This window comes from Daejeonella sp., from assembly GCF_030695525.1.
Lineage (GTDB): Bacteria > Bacteroidota > Bacteroidia > Sphingobacteriales > Sphingobacteriaceae > Daejeonella.
Genome location: NZ_JAUYSS010000039.1, coordinates 26694 through 49349 on the forward strand (window position 1 = coordinate 26694; position 22656 = coordinate 49349).

General features: G+C 41.7%; 19 protein-coding genes and 2 tRNA genes. 11 read left to right on the forward strand and 10 right to left on the reverse strand.

Annotation, left to right across the window (positions count from 1 at the left end; all coding sequences use genetic code 11):
- Positions 1 to 67 precede the first annotated feature (67 nt).
- Together Q8S11_RS08635 and Q8S11_RS08640 are read left to right on the forward strand one after the other, a co-directional pair.
- Positions 68 to 343: a hypothetical protein gene (locus tag Q8S11_RS08635; protein WP_305661687.1), complete on the forward strand. Its 276-nt coding sequence runs from the start codon at positions 68 to 70 to the stop codon at positions 341 to 343.
- Positions 340 to 1110 (forward strand): MBL fold metallo-hydrolase, encoded by a 771-nt coding sequence (locus Q8S11_RS08640; protein WP_305661688.1) that lies wholly within the window; start codon positions 340 to 342, stop codon positions 1108 to 1110. The genes Q8S11_RS08635 and Q8S11_RS08640 overlap by 4 nt, the downstream gene beginning before the upstream one ends.
- Positions 1111 to 1263: 153 nt before the next feature.
- Here Q8S11_RS08640 and Q8S11_RS08645 read toward each other — a convergent pair.
- From Q8S11_RS08645 to Q8S11_RS08660, 4 genes are all read right to left on the reverse strand, one after another.
- Positions 1264 to 1347 (reverse strand) — tRNA-Leu (locus Q8S11_RS08645).
- Between the two features lie 106 nt (positions 1348 to 1453).
- Positions 1454 to 1537, reverse strand: a tRNA-Leu gene (locus Q8S11_RS08650).
- 141 nt (positions 1538 to 1678) lie between these two features.
- Entirely contained in the window at positions 1679 to 2056 is a 378-nt protein-coding gene (locus Q8S11_RS08655) for a RadC family protein (RefSeq protein ID WP_371135143.1), read from the reverse strand.
- 406 nt (positions 2057 to 2462) lie between these two features.
- Entirely contained in the window at positions 2463 to 3056 is a 594-nt protein-coding gene (locus Q8S11_RS08660; protein ID WP_305661689.1) for a four helix bundle suffix domain-containing protein, read from the reverse strand.
- Positions 3057 to 3362: 306 nt separating this feature from the next.
- Between Q8S11_RS08660 and purL the strand changes: the two genes are divergently transcribed.
- The 5 genes from purL to Q8S11_RS08685 all read left to right on the forward strand — a co-directional run bounded on the left by purL (position 3363) and on the right by Q8S11_RS08685 (position 11682).
- Positions 3363 to 7049, forward strand: a complete 3687-nt coding sequence (gene purL, locus Q8S11_RS08665) for a phosphoribosylformylglycinamidine synthase (protein WP_305661690.1) — start codon at positions 3363 to 3365, stop codon at positions 7047 to 7049.
- Positions 7050 to 7410: 361 nt separating this feature from the next.
- Positions 7411 to 7842: a DUF2147 domain-containing protein gene (locus Q8S11_RS08670; RefSeq protein WP_305661691.1), complete on the forward strand. Its 432-nt coding sequence runs from the start codon at positions 7411 to 7413 to the stop codon at positions 7840 to 7842.
- Positions 7843 to 7862: 20 nt separating this feature from the next.
- A complete protein-coding gene (locus Q8S11_RS08675) occupies positions 7863 to 8855 on the forward strand; it encodes a YCF48-related protein (protein WP_305661692.1) in 993 nt (330 codons plus the stop codon).
- 42 nt (positions 8856 to 8897) lie between these two features.
- A complete protein-coding gene (locus tag Q8S11_RS08680; protein ID WP_305661693.1) occupies positions 8898 to 10526 on the forward strand; it encodes an acyl-CoA carboxylase subunit beta in 1629 nt (542 codons plus the stop codon).
- A 7-nt stretch (positions 10527 to 10533) separates the two neighbouring features.
- Complete coding sequence (locus Q8S11_RS08685; protein ID WP_305661694.1) at positions 10534 to 11682, forward strand: dipeptidase; 1149 nt, start codon at positions 10534 to 10536, stop codon at positions 11680 to 11682.
- A 251-nt stretch (positions 11683 to 11933) separates the two neighbouring features.
- Here the strand turns inward: Q8S11_RS08685 and Q8S11_RS08690 are convergent, their stop codons facing one another.
- On the reverse strand, positions 11934 to 14120 hold the full coding sequence (locus Q8S11_RS08690; protein ID WP_305661695.1) for a DUF5916 domain-containing protein: 2187 nt from the start codon (positions 14118 to 14120) through the stop codon (positions 11934 to 11936).
- Between the two features lie 197 nt (positions 14121 to 14317).
- Complete coding sequence (locus Q8S11_RS08695; RefSeq protein ID WP_305661696.1) at positions 14318 to 16552, reverse strand: DUF5916 domain-containing protein; 2235 nt, start codon at positions 16550 to 16552, stop codon at positions 14318 to 14320.
- A 301-nt stretch (positions 16553 to 16853) separates the two neighbouring features.
- On the opposite strand from Q8S11_RS08695, the gene trxB reads away from it, so the two are divergent.
- Both trxB and Q8S11_RS08705 read left to right on the forward strand, forming a co-directional pair.
- Positions 16854 to 17807: a thioredoxin-disulfide reductase gene (gene trxB, locus Q8S11_RS08700; protein WP_305661697.1), complete on the forward strand. Its 954-nt coding sequence runs from the start codon at positions 16854 to 16856 to the stop codon at positions 17805 to 17807.
- Between the two features lie 187 nt (positions 17808 to 17994).
- The gene (locus Q8S11_RS08705; protein ID WP_305661698.1) at positions 17995 to 18633 is read left to right on the forward strand and encodes a hypothetical protein; all 639 of its coding nucleotides are present in this window, start codon (positions 17995 to 17997) and stop codon (positions 18631 to 18633) included.
- Here Q8S11_RS08705 and Q8S11_RS08710 read toward each other — a convergent pair.
- From Q8S11_RS08710 to Q8S11_RS08720, 3 genes are read right to left on the reverse strand one after another with little or no spacing between them, the layout of a single operon-like run.
- The gene (locus tag Q8S11_RS08710; protein ID WP_305661699.1) at positions 18628 to 19230 is read right to left on the reverse strand and encodes a hypothetical protein; all 603 of its coding nucleotides are present in this window, start codon (positions 19228 to 19230) and stop codon (positions 18628 to 18630) included. The two genes, Q8S11_RS08705 and Q8S11_RS08710, sit on opposite strands and share 6 nt — an antisense overlap.
- Positions 19217 to 19711, reverse strand: a complete 495-nt coding sequence (locus tag Q8S11_RS08715; protein ID WP_305661700.1) for an RNA polymerase sigma factor — start codon at positions 19709 to 19711, stop codon at positions 19217 to 19219. The genes Q8S11_RS08710 and Q8S11_RS08715 overlap by 14 nt, the downstream gene beginning before the upstream one ends.
- Before the next feature lie 44 nt (positions 19712 to 19755).
- The gene (locus tag Q8S11_RS08720) at positions 19756 to 20274 is read right to left on the reverse strand and encodes a hypothetical protein (RefSeq protein ID WP_305661701.1); all 519 of its coding nucleotides are present in this window, start codon (positions 20272 to 20274) and stop codon (positions 19756 to 19758) included.
- Between the two features lie 66 nt (positions 20275 to 20340).
- Here Q8S11_RS08720 and Q8S11_RS08725 point away from each other — a divergent pair, with 66 nt between their 5' ends.
- A complete protein-coding gene (locus Q8S11_RS08725; protein ID WP_305661702.1) occupies positions 20341 to 21756 on the forward strand; it encodes a dicarboxylate/amino acid:cation symporter in 1416 nt (471 codons plus the stop codon).
- Between the two features lie 26 nt (positions 21757 to 21782).
- Positions 21783 to 22289: a hypothetical protein gene (locus Q8S11_RS08730; RefSeq protein WP_305661703.1), complete on the forward strand. Its 507-nt coding sequence runs from the start codon at positions 21783 to 21785 to the stop codon at positions 22287 to 22289.
- 76 nt (positions 22290 to 22365) lie between these two features.
- On the opposite strand, the gene Q8S11_RS08735 is transcribed toward Q8S11_RS08730, so the two are convergent.
- The coding region (locus Q8S11_RS08735) for a hypothetical protein (protein WP_305661704.1) at positions 22366 to 22656 on the reverse strand (291 nt) is incomplete at its 5' end.

Consider the following 22656-nt stretch of genomic DNA (forward strand, 5'->3'; position numbering starts at 1 on the left):
CATAAATATTTTTTAAAGGCTTCAATCACTTAGTGTTTGAAGCCTTTTTTGTTATTTTTGAAATGCAATGACCTTAAGCTATACCCAGCATACACTCGATAAGCTCGAAGCCCTGATCAAAACCCTTGGATTCAAGCTTCGCTATGAGAAAGGTAATTTTAAAACCGGTTCCTGTGTTCTGGAGAATGACCGGATAGTGATTGTGAATAAATTTTCAAATCTGGAAAGCAAAATCAACTCACTGGCTGAACTGCTTCAACGATCAGAGACCGACGAAAACCTGCTTGATGAAAAACAAAAAGCATTCCTTTACGTATTGAAACAGACAAAAATAGAGTTTTGAAGATCACATTTTTAGGAACAGGAACCTCCCAGGGCGTACCGGTCATAGCCTGTGATTGTGCGGTCTGTACCTCGAATAGCAAGCATGACAAGCGATTGAGAGTTTCAGTTCTGATTGAAGATCAGGGGAAAACACTGGTGATCGATGCAGGGCCTGATTTCCGTTACCAGATGCTCAGGGCAGGGGTGAGGCGACTGGATGCAATTCTGTTTACCCATGAACACAAAGATCATGTCGCCGGGCTCGATGATGTGCGCGCCTTCAATCATAAACAACAGTCAGAAATTGATATTTATGCCCATATCCGGGTTCAGGAGGCTTTGAGGAAGGAGTTTCATTATATATTCTCAGGCAATAACTATCCGGGTATACCCCGCTTAAGACTGAATACAATTGTAGAAAACCGGGCTTTCGATGTTTCAGGAATTTCTGTGATACCTATATCAGTTATGCATTTCAAATTGCCTGTTTTTGGTTTCCGGATAGGAGGCTTTACCTATATCACCGATGCGAATTCGATTTCAGAAGATGAAAAGTTGAAATTAAAAGGCACAAAGCTGCTGGTGATCAATGCCCTGCAAAAAACAAAGCATATTTCTCATTTCACTCTGGATGAAGCTTTGCAATTAGCTGCAGAGATTGGAGCTAAAAAAACCTATATCACCCACATCAGCCATAATATGGGCACTCATCGCGAAGTGTCAAAAGAACTGCCGGAAGGGGTTTATCTGGCGTATGATGGACTGGAGATGTCAATTGACAGTTGACAATTGAGAATTGAGAATGAATCCGCCACTAGAGATCGTCATCCCGATCCGTCCTTCGCGGAGAGGGATCTCCTGAAGATATTTTGAAATTTCAATTTAAAATTTACGTCCTCGTCGCTAGCCAGGTAACAGCCAACAGATAACTTATTTTAGTGCCCAGGAGCAGATTCGAACTGCCACACCCGTTAGGGCGCCACCCCCTCAAAGTGGTGCGTCTACCAATTTCGCCACCTGGGCATTTTGTTGTTATCAGTATTCAGTTTTCTGTTGCCAGATAAAGTTGTCTGTTTTCAGTTGCGAATTACTGATAACTGCTAACAGCTAACAGACAACTCATCACTCGTGCCCGAAGAGAGACTCGAACTCTCAAGGATTGTACTCCAACGGCTTCTGAGACCGCAACGTTTACCAATTTCGCCATCCGGGCATTCTTTTCTTTCCTTATTTTGTCCTGATTTCATCCTGATTTGTCAGTGAGCTGTCAGTGAGATTTCAGTGAATAGATAGTGAAAGTGTGTGCAAATATATGTGTTTAGGTCATTATTTCTAATTATGTTTTATTTTTTGTCTACATCAATCCTTCATCCGCGAAACTAAAATATGCATCTCTTGTCAGGATTATATGATCTAGTACTGGAAGGTCTAAAAATTGCCCTGCTGCTTTCAATTTCTTTGTAAGCTCTATATCTGCTTGACTAGGTCTTAAATTTGAACTTGGATGGTTGTGCGCTAAGATTATCGAAGCAGCATTACATTTAAGAGCTGTTACATAGATGACTTTGGGATCACAGATCGTGCCTGCTGTTCCACCTACTGAGATAGGTACGATTCCCAAAACCCGATGTGCTCGATTCAAGAGTATGATTTTAAACTCTTCTATGAACTCGATTATCTCAAAATTCCAATTACTCTTGAGTACCTGAAATGTTTCAATAGAGGAGCTAATTTTAGGTCTATCACTCGCTTTAACTGATTAAATCTCATTCGAAATCTAAGGGGATTATTCTGACCGACCATGATTATCATAGTGTTCTGGATATTGCCAATAGGCATTATTTATTAAGTGATGGCTATCTCAGATCAATATCGGGAAGAACTGATTTGGTTAGGTTGGGGTATTTGAATCGTTAGAGATTGCTGTTATTTAAACGAGGTACATATTACCCCATCTGACAATGTCTTCATTGGTCTGTAATACTGGTATTTATTGTGTTGGCAGGGCTTATATTTCTCGGTTGGTGGTTAAAACGATGGGTAATGTAATGATTGGGCGGGTAAATTAGTTGGCGGGTTTGGGTTGCTTGTTTATTAACTTCTAGTGACTCTAAGGACAAATGGGACCTATTGCCGATTCAGTGTCCCAACTTGTCATTTTTGTCCTTATTTCTTAATTCGATTCTAGCCTTAGTCATTCTTTCCCTTAAGCCGCCTTCCTTTAAAAAAGACTGTTCTAATGATTTGATCTGCTTGTTTAGTAAATAACTCACAAGCCTTATCAGGCCTATCATCACATTGGCACAAATTTCCGGGTTTTCATTTTCAATCCCTTTTTTGAAGGTTTCATAGTTTGGGTTTGGTATTTTGTTCAGTTCCCTGAGCCTTGCAACATACTTATGTTCTTTATCCCATATTTCCTGTTTATTGCTTCTTAAATAATCTTCATAATCTATTCTCAGTTCCTCCAAAGAAGCTCTGGCGACATTGGTTAACTTTATTTCCATTTCTTTTGAGGTTCCGGAAGCCATGCTGGCCTCTACTATATTTTGTTTACCGCTTCGGGCTGCCTGCACCATCTGATCGATGGTACGGTCGTATCTGGTAAAAAATCGTTTGGTAAAATATATTGTACCATCATATATAATTTCCGATTTCTGATAAGTGATCAGGTTGCGGTAACCACCGTGTTTGGGGATGAAGCCTTCATTATTGTTATCTTCTGCTTCCATATTACTCAAATTAATTAGGGACTTAATCGAAATTAGAGCCGTCGCATGAGTCCCTATTGTCCTAAAAATACCTGTTTATAGAGGGTAATGGCAAATATTGGGGTATGATTTAGTAAACGGTAGGTTTGAGGGTGGGGAAAGGTGAAATGGTTCTTTGTGTAGTTGGAAGATAATTGTTTAATCAAGCTTAAGTTTTTGCCTATTAAGCCGGCCTTCTTATCAAATCATAATCATATTCCCCTGTCCAAATTCCCATAAAAAAATTAACTTTGCAATTCTAATACAGGCACCCAAAGAAAACGTTCAATGATCCATTTTTTTGTCTCCCCAATTAACAAAGTTTTTGCTGTTCAAACCTCTGCTGAGATCGCTCAGGAAGATATAAAAAAAATAAACTGGCTCTTTGGGGAAGCGCATAAATCTAATCAAATGGTCATGCCGGGCTATCATGTTGGTCCGAGGGCTGCGATGATCACTCCATGGAGTACAAATGCGGTCGAGATCACTCAGAACATGGGTATTTCAGGTATTATACGCATCGAGGAATTTGAAAAGGTTCCTGCAGATTTTAATGCCTTTGATCCGATGCTTTCTCAAAAATATACAGAACTGAATCAGGAGATCTATACAATTCATATTAAGCCTGAGCCTATTCTGGAGATCAGCGATATAGCGGCTTATAATCAATCCGAAGGCCTGGCTTTAAGCACTGAGGAAGTTGATTATCTGAATAATCTGGCGAAAAAGCTGGGAAGGAAATTAACAGATTCTGAAATTTTCGCCTTTTCACAGGCAAATTCAGAGCATTGCCGTCATAAGATCTTCAACGGTACTTTTCTGATTGATGGGGAAGAAAAACCGACTTCGTTATTCAAATTAATACGTAAAACATCTGAAACAAATCCCAATGATATTGTTTCGGCTTATAAAGATAATGTGGCCTTTGTAAAAGGTCCGAAGCTGGTGCAGTTTGCACCAAAAACTGCCGATAAGGCTGATTTCTATGAAGAAAAGGAATTTGATTCCGTTCTTTCCCTAAAAGCCGAAACTCATAATTTCCCAACTACTGTTGAGCCTTTTAATGGTGCAGCAACCGGTTCGGGAGGGGAGATCCGCGATCGTCTGGCCGGGGGGCAAGGTTCATTGCCGCTGGCAGGAACGGCTGTTTATATGACCGCGTATTCGCGTCCTGATTGTCATCAGGATGACAAACTGGGCCGAACCTGGGAGAATGCCATGACCGAACGCCCATGGCTCTACCAAACCCCTATGGATATCCTGATCAAAGCTTCCAATGGGGCTTCTGATTTTGGAAATAAATTCGGTCAGCCTTTAATTGCAGGTTCTGTATTGACTTTTGAGCATGAAGAAAACGGTCGTAAAACCGGCTATGATAAGGTGATTATGCAGGCAGGTGGGGTTGGATATGGCAAACTGGATCAGGCGATTAAACATACTCCAAAAGAAGGGGATAAGATTGTTATCCTTGGTGGGGAAAACTACCGCATTGGAATGGGTGGTGCTGCAGTTTCTTCTGCTGATACCGGTGCTTTTGGTTCAGGGATTGAATTGAATGCGATTCAGCGTTCCAATCCCGAGATGCAGAAACGTGCAGCCAATGCCATTCGTGCTTTTGTGGAAAGTGATCATAACCCGATCGTTTCCATTCACGATCATGGGGCAGGAGGGCATTTAAACTGTCTTTCTGAACTGGTAGAAGCTACCGGCGGACTTATTGATCTGGATAAATTGCCTGTTGGCGATCCTACCTTATCAGCAAAGGAAATTATTGGTAATGAATCACAGGAACGTATGGGTCTGGTGATAGGCCAAAAAGATATAGATACCTTAAAACGGGTTGCCGACCGTGAGCGCGCTCCGATGTATGAAGTAGGGGATGTGACTAATGATCATCGTTTTACCTTCGAGTCGAAATCTACTGGTTTAAAGCCAATGGATTATGCTTTGGAAGATTTCTTTGGAAGTTCTCCGAAAACCATCATGACTGATAAAACTGTTCAGCGGAATTATGCCGAACTTATTTACAATACTTCAGATATTCCGGCTTACCTCAATCAGGTATTGCAACTGGAAGCCGTTGCCTGTAAAGACTGGCTTACCAATAAAGTCGACCGTTGTGTGGGCGGCAAAGTGGCGAAACAGCAATGTGCTGGTCCGCTGCAATTGCCATTAAACAATGCAGGCGTAATGGCTCTTGACTTTAAAGGTAAGGAAGGTATTGCGACTTCCATCGGGCATTCACCGGTTGCTGCATTGGTTGATCCGGGTGCGGGTTCGCGGACTGCCATAGGGGAGGCACTCTCTAATTTGGTATGGGCTCCATTGAATAATGGTCTGGCTTCGGTTTCCCTTTCAGCGAACTGGATGTGGGCTTGTAAGAATGAAGGGGAAGATGCCCGTTTATACGAAGCAGTTAAAGCTTGTTCGGATTTTGCTATTGAACTGGGAATCAATATCCCGACAGGGAAAGACTCGCTGTCAATGAAACAGAAATACCCGAATGATGAGGTGATTGCCCCGGGAACTGTTATTATTTCGGCAGCCGGAAATTGCTCTAATATCACAAAGGTTGTAGAGCCGGTTCTTAAACGTAATAGCGGGAATATTTACTACCTCAACTTATCTCAGGATAGCTTCAAGCTGGGTGGCTCTTCATTTGCTCAGATCTTAAACAAAATTGGAACAGAAGTCCCGACAATTAAAGATTCAGCCTATTTCAAAAAGGCTTTTAATGTATTGCAGGACCTGATTAAAGATGGTAACATCAATGCCGGACATGATGTAGGCAGCGGTGGTTTGATCACTACTTTACTTGAGTTATGTTTTGCCGAGGTGAATCTGGGTGCTGATTATGATCTGAGCTCTTTAAATGAACAGGATACGGTAAAAGCATTCTTTAACGAGAATATCGCAGTAGTTTTCCAGGCAGATGAATCTGTGGAAGCTGTTTTTGCTCAGAACGGGATTGAGATCTTTAAAATAGGAAATGTTGCAATAGGCAATTCATTAAGCATTACGAACAACAGCGATTCATTCACGTTCAATGTGTCTGAAACAAGAGATACCTGGTACAAAACCTCATTCCTCTTAGATTCAAAACAATCGAAGAACGGAATGGCGCAGGAGCGTTATAACAATTATAAGAATCAGCCTTTGCAATTTACTTTCCCTGCAGATTTTAACGGTAAATTACCTGTCATTGCCAAAGGAGCAGCGAGACCTAAAGCAGCAATTATTCGTGAGAAGGGAAGTAATTCTGAACGCGAAATGGCGAATGCGATGTTCCTTGCCGGTTTTGATGTGAAGGATATCCACATGACCGATCTGATTTCGGGAAGGGAAAACTTGGAGGATATTCAGTTTATTGGAGCTGTCGGAGGATTCTCCAATTCGGATGTTTTGGGTTCGGCAAAAGGATGGGCAGGTGCATTTTTGTACAATGAAAAGGCTAATACCGTCCTGAATAACTTTTTTAAGCGTGATGATACTTTATCTGTGGGTATCTGTAATGGCTGCCAGTTATTTATGGAACTGGAATTGATTAATCCGGATCATGAAGTTCATGGAAAGTTGCATCACAATACTTCCCACAAGCATGAAAGCAGCTTTACATCCGTAAAGATCCAGAAAAACAATTCGGTGATGCTTTCTTCATTAGAAGGAGCTTTATTGGGTGTCTGGATCTCACATGGTGAAGGCAAATTCAATTTGCCTTATGCCGAAGACCAGTATAACATTGTCGCTAAATACGGCTATGAAAGCTATCCTGCAAACCCCAACGGTTCAGATTTCAATACGGCTATGATGTGTGATGCATCAGGAAGACATTTAGTAATGATGCCACATATTGAACGCTCTACCTTTCCCTGGAACTGGGCCAATTACCCTGATAGAGGCCAAAATGACAAAGTTTCTCCATGGTTGGAGGCATTTGTGAATGCGAGGAAGTGGATTGAAGGGAAGAAAGCTTAAAGCTAAAAGCTGAAAGCTGGTGGCCTCCCCCAGCCCCCTCCGAAGGAGAGGGGGGCATGATGCCCAGAAATTGGAGTTCAATGGAAATAGATGTTCTTAAGCACTTTCCTAATCCTACGAATCACCTTAATCCTACCAATCCTAATCCAGACAATTTAGCAGCCTCCCCCCAGCCCCCTCCAAAGGAGAGGGTGTCATGATGCCTAGAAATTTGGGTTCAATGGAAATAGATGTTCTTAAGCACTTTCGCAATCCTACGAATCACCTTAATCCTACCAATCCTAATTCAGATTTTTATTCCCCCCTTGCACCTTTAATTTGAAATTATGCATATTTTTATAGATAATCAATTATCCTAACCATGCATAAACATCTTATTCTCGTTCTGCTGCTATTTTGCAGCATGAATGGCTTTTCGCAAAATAAAGATTTGATCCTTGGGAAATGGCTTAATGCGACAGGAGAAGCACATATTTTGATTTATCCGAACGGAAACAAGTTTTTTGGCAGGCTGGCCTGGCTGAAAGAGCCTTTGGATGTCAATGGGAATCCCAAATTGGACAAGGAAAATCCTAACAATGAATTGAGCAAACGCCCGATTCTGGGTCTGATTTTTCTTAAGGATTTTATCTACAAGGACGGAATTTGGGAGGGCGGCACTATTTACGACCCTAAAACTGGCAAAACTTATAGTTGCAAAATCAGTGCAGATGGTAAGAATAAGATCAATGTACGAGGTTTTGTGGGCTTTTCATTGCTTGGGCGGACTGAAATCTGGACCCGGATGGAATGAGGCATTGTATCTGTTTAATTTTGTTATTCTTTCCCGGCATATCAGGATTAAGTGCCCAATCTATTCAGCTTTTACAGAAAGGAAAGGATACGAGTTTGCGCGGATTGTCGGTGGTTGATGATTCCATAGCCTGGGTCAGTGGTAGCAAAGGCTGGACAGTATTGAGCAAAGATGGAGGTAAAATATGGGACTGGAAGCAAATAAAGGGCTACGAAAATCTTGATTTCAGGGATATTGAGGGCTTTTCGGCCAGTAAAGCCATTATAGTCAGTGCCGGCACACCCGCGGTGATTCTATTGACTATTGATGCAGGCCAATCCTGGCAGGAAGTTTACCGCAACGAATCAAAGGAAATTTTTCTTGATGGCATGGATTTCTGGGATGTTGATAGAGGTATTATTTATGGTGATCCGATTAATGGACAGATGGTTATATTGGAAACGAAAGATGGAGGAATGAGCTGGCAGAACATCAGTGCCCGGAATAAAATTCCTCTAATAGACGGTGAAGCGAGTTTTGCGGCGAGCGGGACAAATATTCGCACTGGAAAAGGAGGCAAGGTCTGGATTGCAACGGGTGGTGTCCAATCAAGATTATTCAGATCGAATGATTTTGGATTAAACTGGGAAGCCACAAAATTACCGATTATACAGGGTAAAAATAGTACCGGGCCATTTTCCATCGCATTTTATAAGAATAAATCAGGAGTAGCTGCAGGAGGTGATTTTCTTTCGGATACTTCGAGAGTAAACAACCTGGTTCTGACAAAAAATGGGGGTCGGTCCTGGCTAAAGCCACAGATTACTTTATTCGGTTATCGTTCGGCAATAGAATATTTATCTAAAAATGAATTACTTGCATCCGGACCAAAGGGTACCGATCGTTCTTTGGATGGCGGTAAAACCTGGATGAAACTTTCTGATCAGGGTTTCCATACGGTCAGAAAGGCAAAATCGGGCAATCTGGTAATCCTGACAGGTGGAAATGGGTATATTGCCATTTATCAGGACTGAAAAGGAATATAGCTATTCAATTTTAAGACTTAATTTGCTTCTATGAATCTTGAATTCAATAAAAATGAGGACAGCAATAAGCAGCTTGTCTATGAGGTGAAAACCCGGCTAAAGAAAATTTATGCCGGAGGTGGTGAGAAGGCTGCTGCGAAGCAAAAAGAGAAGGGGAAGATGCTGGCGCGCGAGCGGATCAGTTATTTGCTTGATCCTGATAGCCAATGGCTGGAAATTGGAGCCTTTGCCGCCGAAGATATGTACCAGGATGTAGGTGGATGCCCTTCGGCAGGGGTGGTTACGGGCATAGGCTATGTTTCGGGCAGGCAGTGTATAGTTGTTGCAAATGATGCCACTGTTAAAGCCGGTGCCTGGTTCCCAATGACTGCAAAAAAGAACCTAAGGGCACAGGAGATTGCGATGGAGAACTGTTTGCCGGTGATCTATCTGGTTGATTCGGCAGGGGTGTTTTTACCGATGCAGGATGAGATATTTCCGGATAAGGAGCATTTCGGACGGATTTTCCGTAATAATGCGATCATGAGCGGGATGGGAATCGTACAGATTTCTGCGATTATGGGATCCTGTGTTGCCGGAGGGGCTTATTTGCCAATTATGAGTGATGAAGCGATGATCGTTGAAGGTACTGGTTCTGTATTTCTGGCAGGAAGTTACCTTGTTAAATCTGCTATCGGAGAAGAAATTGATAATGAAACCCTGGGTGGTGCGAGCACGCATTGTGAAATATCCGGCGTGACCGATTATAAACACCCCAATGATGCGGCTTGCCTGGATTCGATCCGTAAGGTGATGAGCATGCTGGGGAGTCCGCAGAATGCTGGTTTTGACCGGATCAAGCCTGCAGCTCCTAAACTGAATGAAGAGGAGATTTACGGATTCCTGCCTGAGAGCAGGGAGAATCCTTATGATATGCGGGAGATTATTCTTCGATTGCTCGACAATTCTGAGTTTGAAGAATATAAAGCTTTGTACGGACAGAGTATTATTTGCGGATTAGGGCGGATTGATGGCTGGGCGGTTGGTATTGTGGCTAATCAGCGTAAGGTGGTGAAGAGCAAAAAGGGTGAAATGCAGTTCGGAGGGGTGATTTACTCGGATTCTGCAGATAAATCTGCCCGGTTCATCATGAATTGCAACCAGAAGAAAATTCCATTGGTATTTTTACAGGATGTGACCGGCTTTATGGTTGGGAGTCGCTCTGAGCAGGGTGGAATCATCAAGGATGGTGCTAAAATGGTGAATGTAGTAGCCAATTCGGTTGTTCCGAAGTTTACTATTGTGATCGGAAACTCCTATGGTGCAGGTAATTATGCGATGTGCGGCAAGGCCTATGATCCGCGTTTGATCTATGCCTGGCCTTCTGCTAAGATCGCTGTGATGGGTGGTCAGCAGGCTGCTAAAGTATTGCTTCAAATCCAGGAATCCTCCTTGAAGGCAAAAGGGGAGGTAATTACCCAGGAGAAAGAGGATGAATTGTTAAATGAGATAAAAGACCGTTATGATGCTCAAACTACACCCTATTATGCGGCATCACGTTTATGGGTGGATGGAATTATTGATCCTCTGGAGACAAGGAAGGTGATTTCAATGGGTATTGAGGCTGCAAACCAGTCGCCAATAGAAAAGTCCTTTAATGCAGGCATTTTACAGACTTAAAAAACAGATGAAGCATTTATTAGTCGGCATATTTTTATTTACAGCACTTAGTGCGGGTGCCCAGACCGGAGCGAAACTCCATAAAAGGGCCATTGTAGTGGATACCCATGGAGATATATTATCCGATCAGATCAAATCGGGTATTGATATTGGTGTTTTACAGAAGGGTGGAAATTTTGATCTGGTACGTGCCAAAGAAGGTGGATTGGATGTGCAGGTCTTTTCGGTTTGGAGTGATTATACCGGAGGATTCGCATTGGCAAACCGGCAGATTGATTCGCTGGATGCATTGATCAAACGTCACCCGGATAAGATTGCTAAGGTAAGAACTGCTTCAGAATTGAAATCGGCTGTGAAACAGGGGAAAATGGCGGCTATGTTTGGTGTAGAGGGCGGACATATGATCGAGAATAAGATCGAAAACCTCGAGGCACTTGCCAAACGCGGCATGATTTACATGACCCTGACCTGGAATAACAGTACTCCATGGTCGAGTTCGGCCTATGAAGAGACTTTTAAGAGGGATAGTTTAGAGCAAATCGGTCTTAGCGATTTGGGAATACAAATCATCAAACGTATGAACGAGCTGGGTGTGATTGTAGATCTTTCGCATGTGGGCGAGACTACTTTTTACGATGCGATAAAGGCTTCCACAAAGCCTGTAATGGCCTCACACAGTTCGGCTTATGTGTTTAATGCGCATCAGCGGAATTTAAAGGATGATCAGATCAAAGCTATCGCTAAAACAGGAGGGGTGGTTTTTGTGAATTTCTACACCGGGTTTTTGGATAGCACATATACCCCTAAGCAAAAACAGTTCAATGACAGGCATAAAGCTGAGCTTAGCTCATTGACAACAAAGTATAATAGTCTGGCTAAAGCTTCAGAAGAGATTAATACAAAATACCATCAGGAAATTGAGGATATGCGAGCCCCATTGTCATTGCTTATTGATCATATCGATCATATGGTCAAGCTTGTTGGGTCAGATCATGTAGGTTTAGGTGCTGATTATGACGGAGCAGAATCCTACCCCAAAGGTCTGGATGATGTTTCCAAATACCCGCTGATCACTGAAGCATTACTGCAAAGAGGATATTCAAATAAAGATGTGAGGAAGATATTGGGGGGGAATTTTATTAGACTCCTTCGGTAAGCTAAAAGTTGAAAGCTTAAAGCTGAAAGCAGGGATTGGAATTAATTGGGAAAATATTGCTCCTATTAGAAAAGTCAATCCCTTAGCTCTAATTTCTCATTTTCAATTATCAATTAAAATTCTCCATTAGATAGCTATCGGGTCTCAATTAAACAGATCTCTCCTCGCGGCATAATCATCATAACATAAAAATTATTTTCGCTCGTCGATTACGGTCAACTCTCAATTGTCAATTATCAACTGTCAACTAATCAAATGTTCCACCAATACGTCATTTTCAGCACCAGGAACCTGTTCTTGACAGAAAAGGGTGTGGGAAGGTAGTTGTCAGTATAAACGATAAAGATATCGGAGGCGGGTTTATAGCGCCATTGTACACGGGTATTTACATTGATATTGTCGCTTTGCTCATTATACTGTACAAATCCTGTAAAGAAGAGTTTATTGGTCATGGTTACATCCACACGTGGGCCAACCAGCCAGAATTTCCGCTTATTCCATGGGTCGGGCAGTTTGATGTCATTATAACTTGAACTGAGTGCAAAGCTGACATAAGGCTGGAAGCGGTAACCAAATTCCGTTGTGAGATTCAAACGGGTTCCATCAGCATAATATCCGCCGTAGCGCGTTGAAAATGAAAAAGTGTAAAGACTTTGTGGCCGTGACACGAATTCTGTACCAAATGAGTTCCAGCTATGTTCAGTCCCGGTAGCTAAAGTCGCGATGCCGGCATTGGTTGGATCAAATGGTTGTAAAAGCTTCACATAATCATGGGCAGTCCAGGCGGTGAAGCTTGCCCTGCTTCTAAAATTGAGGCTATAGGCAACATAATTGGTATTATCAGTTGGCTTAAAAGATTCGTTAAAGTAATTGCTGCTGAAAAATTTAGGTCCATGGCTAACCAGTTTGCCAGCTTTTGGGAAGAATAGATAAGAGGCTGATGGACTCAGATGCACATAGCCGCGTCTGGGTACATAACCAACTTCGGCATTGTAATTAGATCCTACATATTCATGCTGCCAGTTCAGATCCCAGTTTCCTGTCCAGTACCGAAGGTTCGCCGCCTGCATCAAATCCTTGCCGCGTTTATCCGGACTGAATGATTTCATGCTCACCGCTTTGCCGGTCCAGGTATTGTTCGCAGAAGCAAGATTATATTCTAATCCTGCCACCCGGTTATATTTAGAAACCCCTGCAGCAGCATTGGCCGCATCAAAATTCAGGGATTGTTTATTGATCACAATGGCACTGATACTTGATCTTGCAAACACTCTTCTTTGCAGCGCAATCACTCCGAAATTCTGAGCAGGTTCACTTGCACTGGTATTTTCAGTCTGCATATTCATTGCGCTGATTCTCAGGTCTTTATTTAGCTTTCCACTAAGGCGTGCGCCATATTGGATCGGTACCCCCAAACCAATACGTCTGGAAAAAAAAGGACGAATGTTCTGATAGCCGAAATTGGCGAAAAGGTCACCGTTTTCAAGGAAATACTGTCTTCGTTCTGGGAAGAAAAGTTCGAAGCGGTCGAGGTTGGGAACTTGCCTGTCGACTTCCACCTGTGAATAATCAGGGTTTACAGTCAGGTCGAGGTTTAGGGATGAATTGATGGCTACTTTAATGTCCCCACCAATCTCACCGCGATGATCCTTATGAATAGGGGAAGACAGATGATTATTGGAAATACCACCAAGTGTATAAGGAATCACCGAAATATTCTGCCCGGGTACAGGTGGTGGTTGATCCCATACCAAAGATCCGGTATAGGCCAGAGAAGCGGTTGCAAACTGTCTTGGAATAGGGGTCCAGCTTGATTTTTCGGTTGATTTAAGATCCATTCGACTGAAATTGATACCCCAGCGATTGATTCCCGGTTTATAGCGGATGGATTTGAAGGGAATTGCAGCTTCAAAAACATAGCGGTCAGGGTAATTTTTTACCGCAGAAGTCCATTTATTATCCCAGCTCAGGTCAATTTTGCTGCCGTCATACATTATACCATCCCATTGTGCGCCGGCTGCATTTGTTCCGAACGAAAATCCATTGGTCAGGTCATTGAATGGATCTATGAAAATAAGGAAGTTATCGTTCTTGCCGAATGCAAAATCCCTTCGCAAGGATTCTACAAAATACGGACCGGGCTCATGATAGCATACGGCGATAATATATAGATTATCTTTGTCGTAAGCCATTTTTACATCGGTCCTGATTTTTGCAAAGCTGGTATCCATTGGTTGTACCATGAAGAAATCACTGGCGAGTTCAGCATCATTCCAGGCCTGCTCAATCATGTTCCCGTCAATTTTGATTTCAGAGGTCGCGGGTTTGATATTTAGTTCGTATTTGGCATTTATCTTCTGTGCAAAAGCATTTTTATTCAGAATACTGATGAGAAGGGTCAAGAAAACGAAAATCCTCCGGATAGTTATGAATTTCATATAGATTTTGAGGATGTAATATTAGTAAGAATACATGAATAGTGATTAATAAAATAAATTGAACATGGAATATGGGTGTCAATTGGAATCAGGTTCAGGCAAAATTTTAGTTAAAATTTCATCGAATATTCTTAATAAACTATTGATTAGCCTCATAGGCAGGATGTTTAGACACTGAACATCCTGTAACCAGAAGCTTAAATGTTCCACCAATAAGTTAGTTTCAGCACAAGGAACCTGTTCTTAACCGAGAATGGGGCAGGCAGGTAGTTGTCAGTATATACTATGAACAGATCAGATGCAGGCTTATACCGCCATTGTAGTCGGGTATTTACATTTATGTTCTCACTTTGCTCATTGTATTGCACAAAACCTGTAAAATACAGCTTATTGCTCATGGTTACATCCAGGCGGGGGCCGACAAGCCAGAATTGTGTATTATTCCATGGTTTTGGGAGGTTTATATTGTTATAGCTCGAGCTTAGGGCGATGCTGACATAAGGTTGGAAGCGATAGCCAAATTCGCTGGTCAGGTTCAACAGGCTTCCTCCCTGATAATATCCGCCATACCTGCTAGAAAGTGAAATGGTATAAAGGCTTTGAGGCCTTGATACAAATCCTGCGCTAAAGGAGTTCCAGCGATGTTCAGTTCCGACGGACAGAGTGTCTCCGCCACGATTGGTAGGATCAAATGGCCGGAGGAGTTTGACATAATCATTGGCTAATCTGGCACTTATTGTTGCCCGGTTTCTAAAATTGAGGTTATAAGCTAAAGAATTACTGTGATCTGTGCTTTTAAATGAGTCATCATAAAAGTATGAAGTGGAAATTCGGGGGCCATGGCTAACAAATGGGCCCATTTTAGGAAGGAAGAGATATCCGGCATGCGGACTTAAATTTATGTAAGCCCGGCGTGGGACATAACCCACTTCTGCATTGTAATTTTCGCCTACAATTTCATGCTGCCAGTTTAAATTCCAATGACGGCTGAGATGCTGCAGATTGGCAGCCTGCATCCATCCGCTTCCAAATTTATCAGGACTAAATGATTTCATAGCCAAAACTTTACCCGTCCAGGTATTATTTGCGGAGGCCAGGTTGTATTCCAGCCCTGCCACCCGGTTATAGCGGGAAACCCCTGCATATGCATTTTCGGGCCTAAAGCTGAGGGAGGCTTTATTTATTGCCAGAACACCAATGCTTGATCTTGCAAACACCTTTTGCTGAATAGCCATTACAGTAAAATTCTGGGAGGGCTGATCAGGGCCTGAATCGGAGGTTTGCATATTCATCAGACCTAATCTTAAGTTGGGATTCAATTTGCCACTTAGTCGCGCACCATATTGAATCGGAACCCCAAGTCCGATCCTTCTGGAGAAAAAGGGCCGGGTATTCTGGTATCCGAAATTTGAAAACAAGTCGCCGTTCTCCAGAAAGTATTGCCTGCGCTCCGGAAAGAATAATTCGAAGCGGTCAAGGTTAGCAACCTGGCGATCGACTTCCACTTGTGAATAATCAGGATTTACTGTCAAATCCAGGTTTAGGGAGGAGTTTACAGCAATTTTTGCATCAGCGCCGACACCTTTACGGTAATTGCTTAAAACAGGTTTATTGGAATGATCATTAAAAATCCCTCCAAGGGTATAGGGAATAATGGAAATATTTTGCCCTGGTTGAGGGGGAGGCTGATCCCATACCAAATTACCAGAATAGGCAAGTGTGGCTGTACCAAACTGCCTTGGAACCGGCGCCCAGCTTGACTTTTCGGAGGTCTTGAGTTCCATTCGCCCAAAATTAATACTCCATTTGGTGGTTCCTGGTCTGTAACGAATGGATTTAAAAGGAATTGCAGCTTCAAATATCCAGTGATCCCGGTAATTTTTAACGCTTGAAGTCCACTTATTATCCCAGCTCAGGCCCACCGTACTTCCATCATAGATCAGACCATCCCATTGGGCTCCGGCCGCGTTTGCCCCGAATGAATATCCACTGTTCAAATCATTAAAAGGATCCATGAACAATAAGAAATTATCATTTTTGTTAAAGGCAAAGTCCCGCCTCAGGGATTCAACAAAGTATGGTCCGGGTTCGTGGTAACAAATGGCAATAATGTAAAGATTGTCCTGATCATAGGTCATTTTCACCTCGGTCTTTATTTTCGCGAAACTGGTATCCATTGGCTCTACGAGGTAAAAGTTAGTGGCCAGATCGGCGTCACTCCAGGCAGCTTCGTCCATGACCCCATCAATTTTGATGGCCGAGCTTGCCGGTCTGATCTTTAATTCATAGGAATCGTTTTTTTTCTGTGCAAACAGGGTAGAGTTGAGGAAGATCAGGATAATAATGCAGGAGTATGAAATAATGCGGGATTTTAAATCCTTAAAAGTATATTCTGGCAGGTCATTACTTTTATACTTAAACTCTGTTGACATAATCCCGGAAACATATGCGCATGTTGCTTTTCTTTATAATAATAACGCATTGGCGCTTTGGTGCCTAAGAAATAGATATATTGATCATAAAATGATAATTTTTGTATAGTTTTTTAGTTGATTCCTGGCTTTTTCAGGCTTAGACATCAGAATGGTACCTGCTGGGGATCGGAATTTCAAAACAGTTTATACTGTCTTTTTAATAAAGCTGTGACCTGATCCTGAAGGAACAGATTTAACTGACATTTCGATGTTGTTCATCCGCCATCAAAACCCTAAATTTGTTTAAATATTTACAGAAATGTCTCAAGAAAACGAACATGTACAATGTCTGATCATCGGATCAGGCCCCGCAGGTTATACTGCTGCCATTTATGCAGCCCGTGCTGATCTGAAACCGGTTATGTATACCGGAATGGTTCCGGGAGGGCAATTGACCCAAACCACCGATGTAGAAAACTTCCCCGGTTATCCGGATGGAATTATGGGTCCTGAGATGATGGAAGATTTCAGAAAGCAGGCAGAGCGTTTTGGTACCCAGGTACGCTTTGGACATGTTAGCAAAGTTGATTTTTCGTCTACACCGCATAAGGTAATAATTGATGAGGAAAAGACAGTTACTGCCGACACGGTAATTATTGCAACCGGGGCGAGTGCAAAATGGCTTGGATTGGAAAGTGAGCAAAAATATAACGGGTTTGGCGTTTCAGCCTGTGCAGTATGCGATGGCTTCTTTTTTAAGGGACAGGATGTGGCAATAGTAGGGGCAGGTGATACTGCAGCTGAAGAGGCGACTTATCTGGCCAAGCTTTGTAAAAAGGTACACATGCTGGTTAGAAGGGATGAATTCAGAGCTTCTAAGGCGATGCAAAACAGGGTATTAAACACACCGAATATAGAGATCCATTACAATACAGATACCGAAGAAATTCTGGGTGACGGTAAAAATGTGACCGGGGTAAAGGTGAAAAATAACCTGACAAATGAAACTAAAGTCCTGGATATAACAGGATTCTTTGTTGCCATTGGCCATAATCCGAATACAGAGATATTCAAGGGAATTCTGGATATGGATGAAACCGGATACCTGATCACGCAAGCCGATAGTACAAAAACCAATATTCCGGGTGTTTTCGCTTGTGGCGATGCTCAGGATAAGTTATGGAGGCAGGCTGTAACCGCAGCAGGAACAGGCTGTATGGCAGCACTGGAAGCAGAAAGATACCTCGCTGCCGCTGAACATGGTAGTCATTGATTGCCAGATAAATAAAATTTTAAAGCTTCCCTTATGTGGAAGCTTTTTTTTTGCTTAGGGGATGCTTAAATGCATCTTTCAGACAATGAATTTATTGTTCTTTCTACTTGTGAAATGGGTATATTTAATTATTAATTTGAGATAAGCATTTAATTGCTATTTAAACTAAAATTGTCAATTTCCGGATATGAATTTTCTAAAAATCATGACTGCCCTATGTTTAACGGCTTTATTGTTCTCCTGCGGAGCTGAAGAGGAAAAGCAGGTAATGCCTGTGAAGGAGGAAGGAAAGAAGATTCCTGAGCCATTTCGTTTTCACAAAGCAATAGAAGTAAAACCAGGCCTGACCCTCGATATTGTAAGCTGGGGCAGGGGATCTGATTCCCTTGGAGGCTATCTCATTTTAAGATCTGATTCCACTCATTTAAGTTATCGCTCTGTTTCAGGAGAATTGAAAGGTAAGGTGGTAGATACCTGGAATATGGATCTTGATACCGATGGGAATCCGGAGGTATACATACAATCGGCAGGAGAAGGAAAGGAAAATTATCTTAATATGTATATCTTTGAATTTGGTGAGAGTGGCTCCAGCCAGCAAATCCGCTTTCCTGATCTGAATTCCTCCTTAAAAGAGGGTTATCGCGGGAATGATTCATTATATATCAGGGATGGGAAGTTATTCCGTGAATTCCCTATTTATCTTAGTCAGGATTCTGCATCATCTGTTAAACCTAAATACAGGAAACTGGAGTATACTTTAAAAAACAATGGCTTTCAGTTTAAAGAAATTAAGGAAGAAACAGAAGTGGAAGCAAAAAAACTATAATTCAGTATCCTCGAACTGTTTATGGAGACGTTCCAGGTTTTGGATCATTTCTTCCAATTTTGCTTCTTCGCGTTTAATATAGATTCGCATTAAAACAAAATAACATAATGCGATCCAAAGGAAGGTTAACAAAATTCCCAGGACCGTGATCCATAAGGAAGTCATAAAGGAAATCTCAATAAAATAGAGCATGAATCCTGCAGTAAAGAAAATGGAATATACTTTATACTTTCTGGTATTGAAAATATAACGGTCGTGTTTATATTTTTTGAGGTGATTAATATACGCTTCGGGTTTGTCCAGCAGTTTATCATAATTGATCCTGCGGTAATTGCTGATCATTGCAAGGATATAATAAATGCAGCAACAGATAAATATGATCATTGCAAGATGGGTAGTCCACATTGTAAATGGGCTCGCTATCCAAACATAAATGAGTACGGCAGCGGCAATCCCCATGCCTAACATTTCGATTAATAATTTACTTGCAAGACCATTCCTGGTCTTTCGTACATTTTTTAATACATCTTCGTGACTGACTTTCGGCAGTGCAACCTGGTCGTGCCAGATACTTTTCAGTGCTTCAAAATCTTTCATGTCTGTTATATAATTCAGTCAGTTTTTGTTTTATTCGATGAATTTTTACTCTCAAATTTCCTTCTGAGATACCGGATATTTCTGCGATTTCAGCATAGGGTAATTCGTCCAGCACCATCGTGATAATGATACGTTCATTTTCTTCGAGCTGGGCAATACATTTATAAAGGGTTGAAATCTGCTCGTTCTTCTCTGAAATCTCCTCACCTTTTGTTTCAATGATGGTGTCGGTAAGCTCATCTTTTGCCTGCCGTTTTTCGACTCTCAGATAGGATAAGCAGGTATTGACAGCAATACGGTAAATCCAGGTAGATATTAAAGCCTGATTTCTGAATTTATCCAGGTTTTGCCAGACTTTCATGAAAGTCTCCTGCATCAGGTCGTTCGCGGTTTCATCATCCCCGGTATAACCATAACACAAATGGTAGATCTTTTTAGAATTGGCCTGGAAAATTTCCTTAAATTGCGCTTCCTTGCTCAAAAGTAACTAGTTTAGGTATTTATGACTTTCTTATTTCCGGATTGTTACAAATACTGGCTTTTATTGACCCAGCGGGTTTGTTCTGAGGCCTTGATTACGATAATTTCAAATTCTTTCTGATAATCAAACTGAAGGTCCTCATGCAGTTTTGGAATTAGCTTGATGATTTTATCAAATTGCCTTGTCAACAATCCCTGAAGTGGTTTATGACTTGTTTTAAGGTCTGCAAAATTTAAAAAATTTATGCAAAACCACAGTGCAAGTTCAGTTTCTACTTCCTTTGATCCGGTATATTTAGCATAGCGGTTAATCAGGCGCATAATTTTTCGCATACTTTTGGTGCTGTAATAATAATGCTTCTGCATGGTTTTAAAATCTTCAAGCAGGAAACTTTTTACTGCCTCAGCATACTTGATAGGGTCTTCTGCATCAAAAAGGAGGTAGTTAAGTAATTCCTTGTTTTCCTTTTTGTATTTGGCCAGACGAAGACAGATATCCGTTAATTCGTGTACAGAAAGCCCTGACAGCTCTTTTTTTAGATCACTTAGTTTCTCCGGCTTCATCTTATTGCTTGCATTTGCGGGGTAAATCTAATTAATTACTTTTGTTCGATAAACTAACCAGCATTTATGAAGTTTTCAAATCTCGGAATTATCGCTTTAATAGTGATTTCATTTTCTGCCTTGCTCACTTTTTTGGATCATTATAATCTATTGAATGTTCCAGAATTGGTACTGATGTTTTCCAGATGGTTGGCTATCGCCGGATTATTTTTATACGGATTTAAAAAGAAATCACTCACTGCCTGGATTTTGATTTCAATGGTAGTTGGGGCAGAAATTGGCCATGATTTTCCTGAGGCAGGAATTAAATTACAGGTATTGAGCAAGGTCTTTTTAAAGATGATCAAGACTATAATTGCCCCATTGATTTTTGCCACCCTGGTATTCGGTATTGCCGGACATTCTGACCTGAAGCAGGTGGGTAGAATGGGATGGAAATCAATTCTTTATTTTGAAGTGGTTACTACCATTGCCCTGTTTATCGGACTTGCAGCAATCAATATTTCTCAGGCTGGTATGGGAATTTCAATGCCAACAGGGGCTCAGGAAGAACTTGAAAAGGTGCCACCTCAAACATTGAATGATATAATTCTTCATGTTTTCCCTGAGAATATTGCAAAATCTATTGCTGAAGGTCAGGTTTTACAGATCGTGGTTTTCAGTATTATTTTTGGTATTGCACTTGCAATGGTTCGCGAAGATAAGCGTCAACCGATGCTCCGGGCTACAGAAAGCCTTTCGGAAGTAATGTTTAAATTCACAAATATAATCATGTATTTTGCGCCGATAGGGGTAGGAGCAGCTATTGCCTATACGGTAGGCCATATGGGACTTGGTATTCTGGTCAATCTGTTTCAGCTGCTGCTAACTTTGTATGTGGCTTTGCTTGTTTTTCTTCTTGGGATTTTGCTTCCGATAGCTTTAATTGTTGGTGTTCCAATCAAAAAATTCCTGCAGGCGATCGCCGAACCTGTCTCTATCGCCTTTGCAACGACCAGCTCTGAAGCAGCACTCCCAAGGGCTATGGAGGCAATGGAACGTATTGGTGTTCCCCGTAAAATCGTCGCTTTTGTGATGCCCACCGGATACAGTTTTAATCTGGATGGGACAACCTTATATTTATCGCTTGCCGCTATCTTTGTCGCACAGGCAGCCGGAATGCCTTTGACCTTTGGTCAGCAATTGCTGATCGTTTTCACCCTGATGTTAACCAGTAAGGGGGTAGCAGGAGTACCAAGGGCTTCCCTGGTTATATTATTGGGGACTGCTGCATCCTTTGGTATGCCGGTATGGCCCATTTTTATAATTCTGGGTATAGATGAACTGATGGATATGGCCAGAACATCGGTCAATGTAATTGGGAATTGCCTGGCTACAGTAGTAATAGCTAAATGGGAGGGGGAATTTAATCCACCGGCTGAATTAAGTGCGCCGGATGAGAACCGGATCCATAATCTCGAAGATCAGGCAACAAAACATTAATGAAATAATTATTTAGTATCAAATTTATGAGTGATAGAGGTAAAAAGATATTTTTAGCGATTTGTATAATAACCCCATTTCTGTTATACACCGTTTATTATTATTCGATCATGGTGAAGAATGCCCCCTACAGGTTTTCTGATTTTGAATCCATTACGTTTAAATATGGGCTAGGAGATAGCCTGATCAATCAATACTATTCCAAAACAGGCGATTTTCAATATGTGAATCAGGATGATTCATTGGTTAAGACAAACGTAAAAATGCGGAAAGATGATCTTTTATATCTGCATCGTAAAGCAGCAGAGTTGGGATTCTGGAACTTTCCAACAGAACTTAAAGGTGATGAAGAGACAGCTAAGGGAAGAAATTCCCCTGCTTATTATATTGAATTCAAGTATAAAGATAAGAGTAAGCATGTGGTGTATGACATCGGTTATAATGAGAAGCCTAAGCTGGCCAATGCGGCAAAGTCATTAATTACCGAGATTAGCAACATGATATCGGATGTCAGGGATAGGAATAAGGATTGATCCATTGTTTTTAATATGGCAGCTAATCTTTCATGCAGTAGATTTAATAAATTTTCTTTTTAGAAAGCAAGGTCTGTTACTCTTCGGGCCCGGCAGTCCCGTGTTCTGCCGTAGTTTTTGCCCATAAATTTCTTTGTAACATTAAAATCTGCGTGGCAAAAAGATACAGCTGCCACCCGGGTTTATTTAAAATGGCAATTGGTCCTTTTGCCGGGCTGTCCGTCCCAATGAAATACAGCTCCATGTAAAATAAACCTTGCCGGAGGAAGTATCTTCCGGCTATCCGCCTGTGGTCGGTGATATCACCGACCAATGATATGATCGTGCCTGGTACGGTGAGAACACCGACCAGAGGGGAACGCGTTTT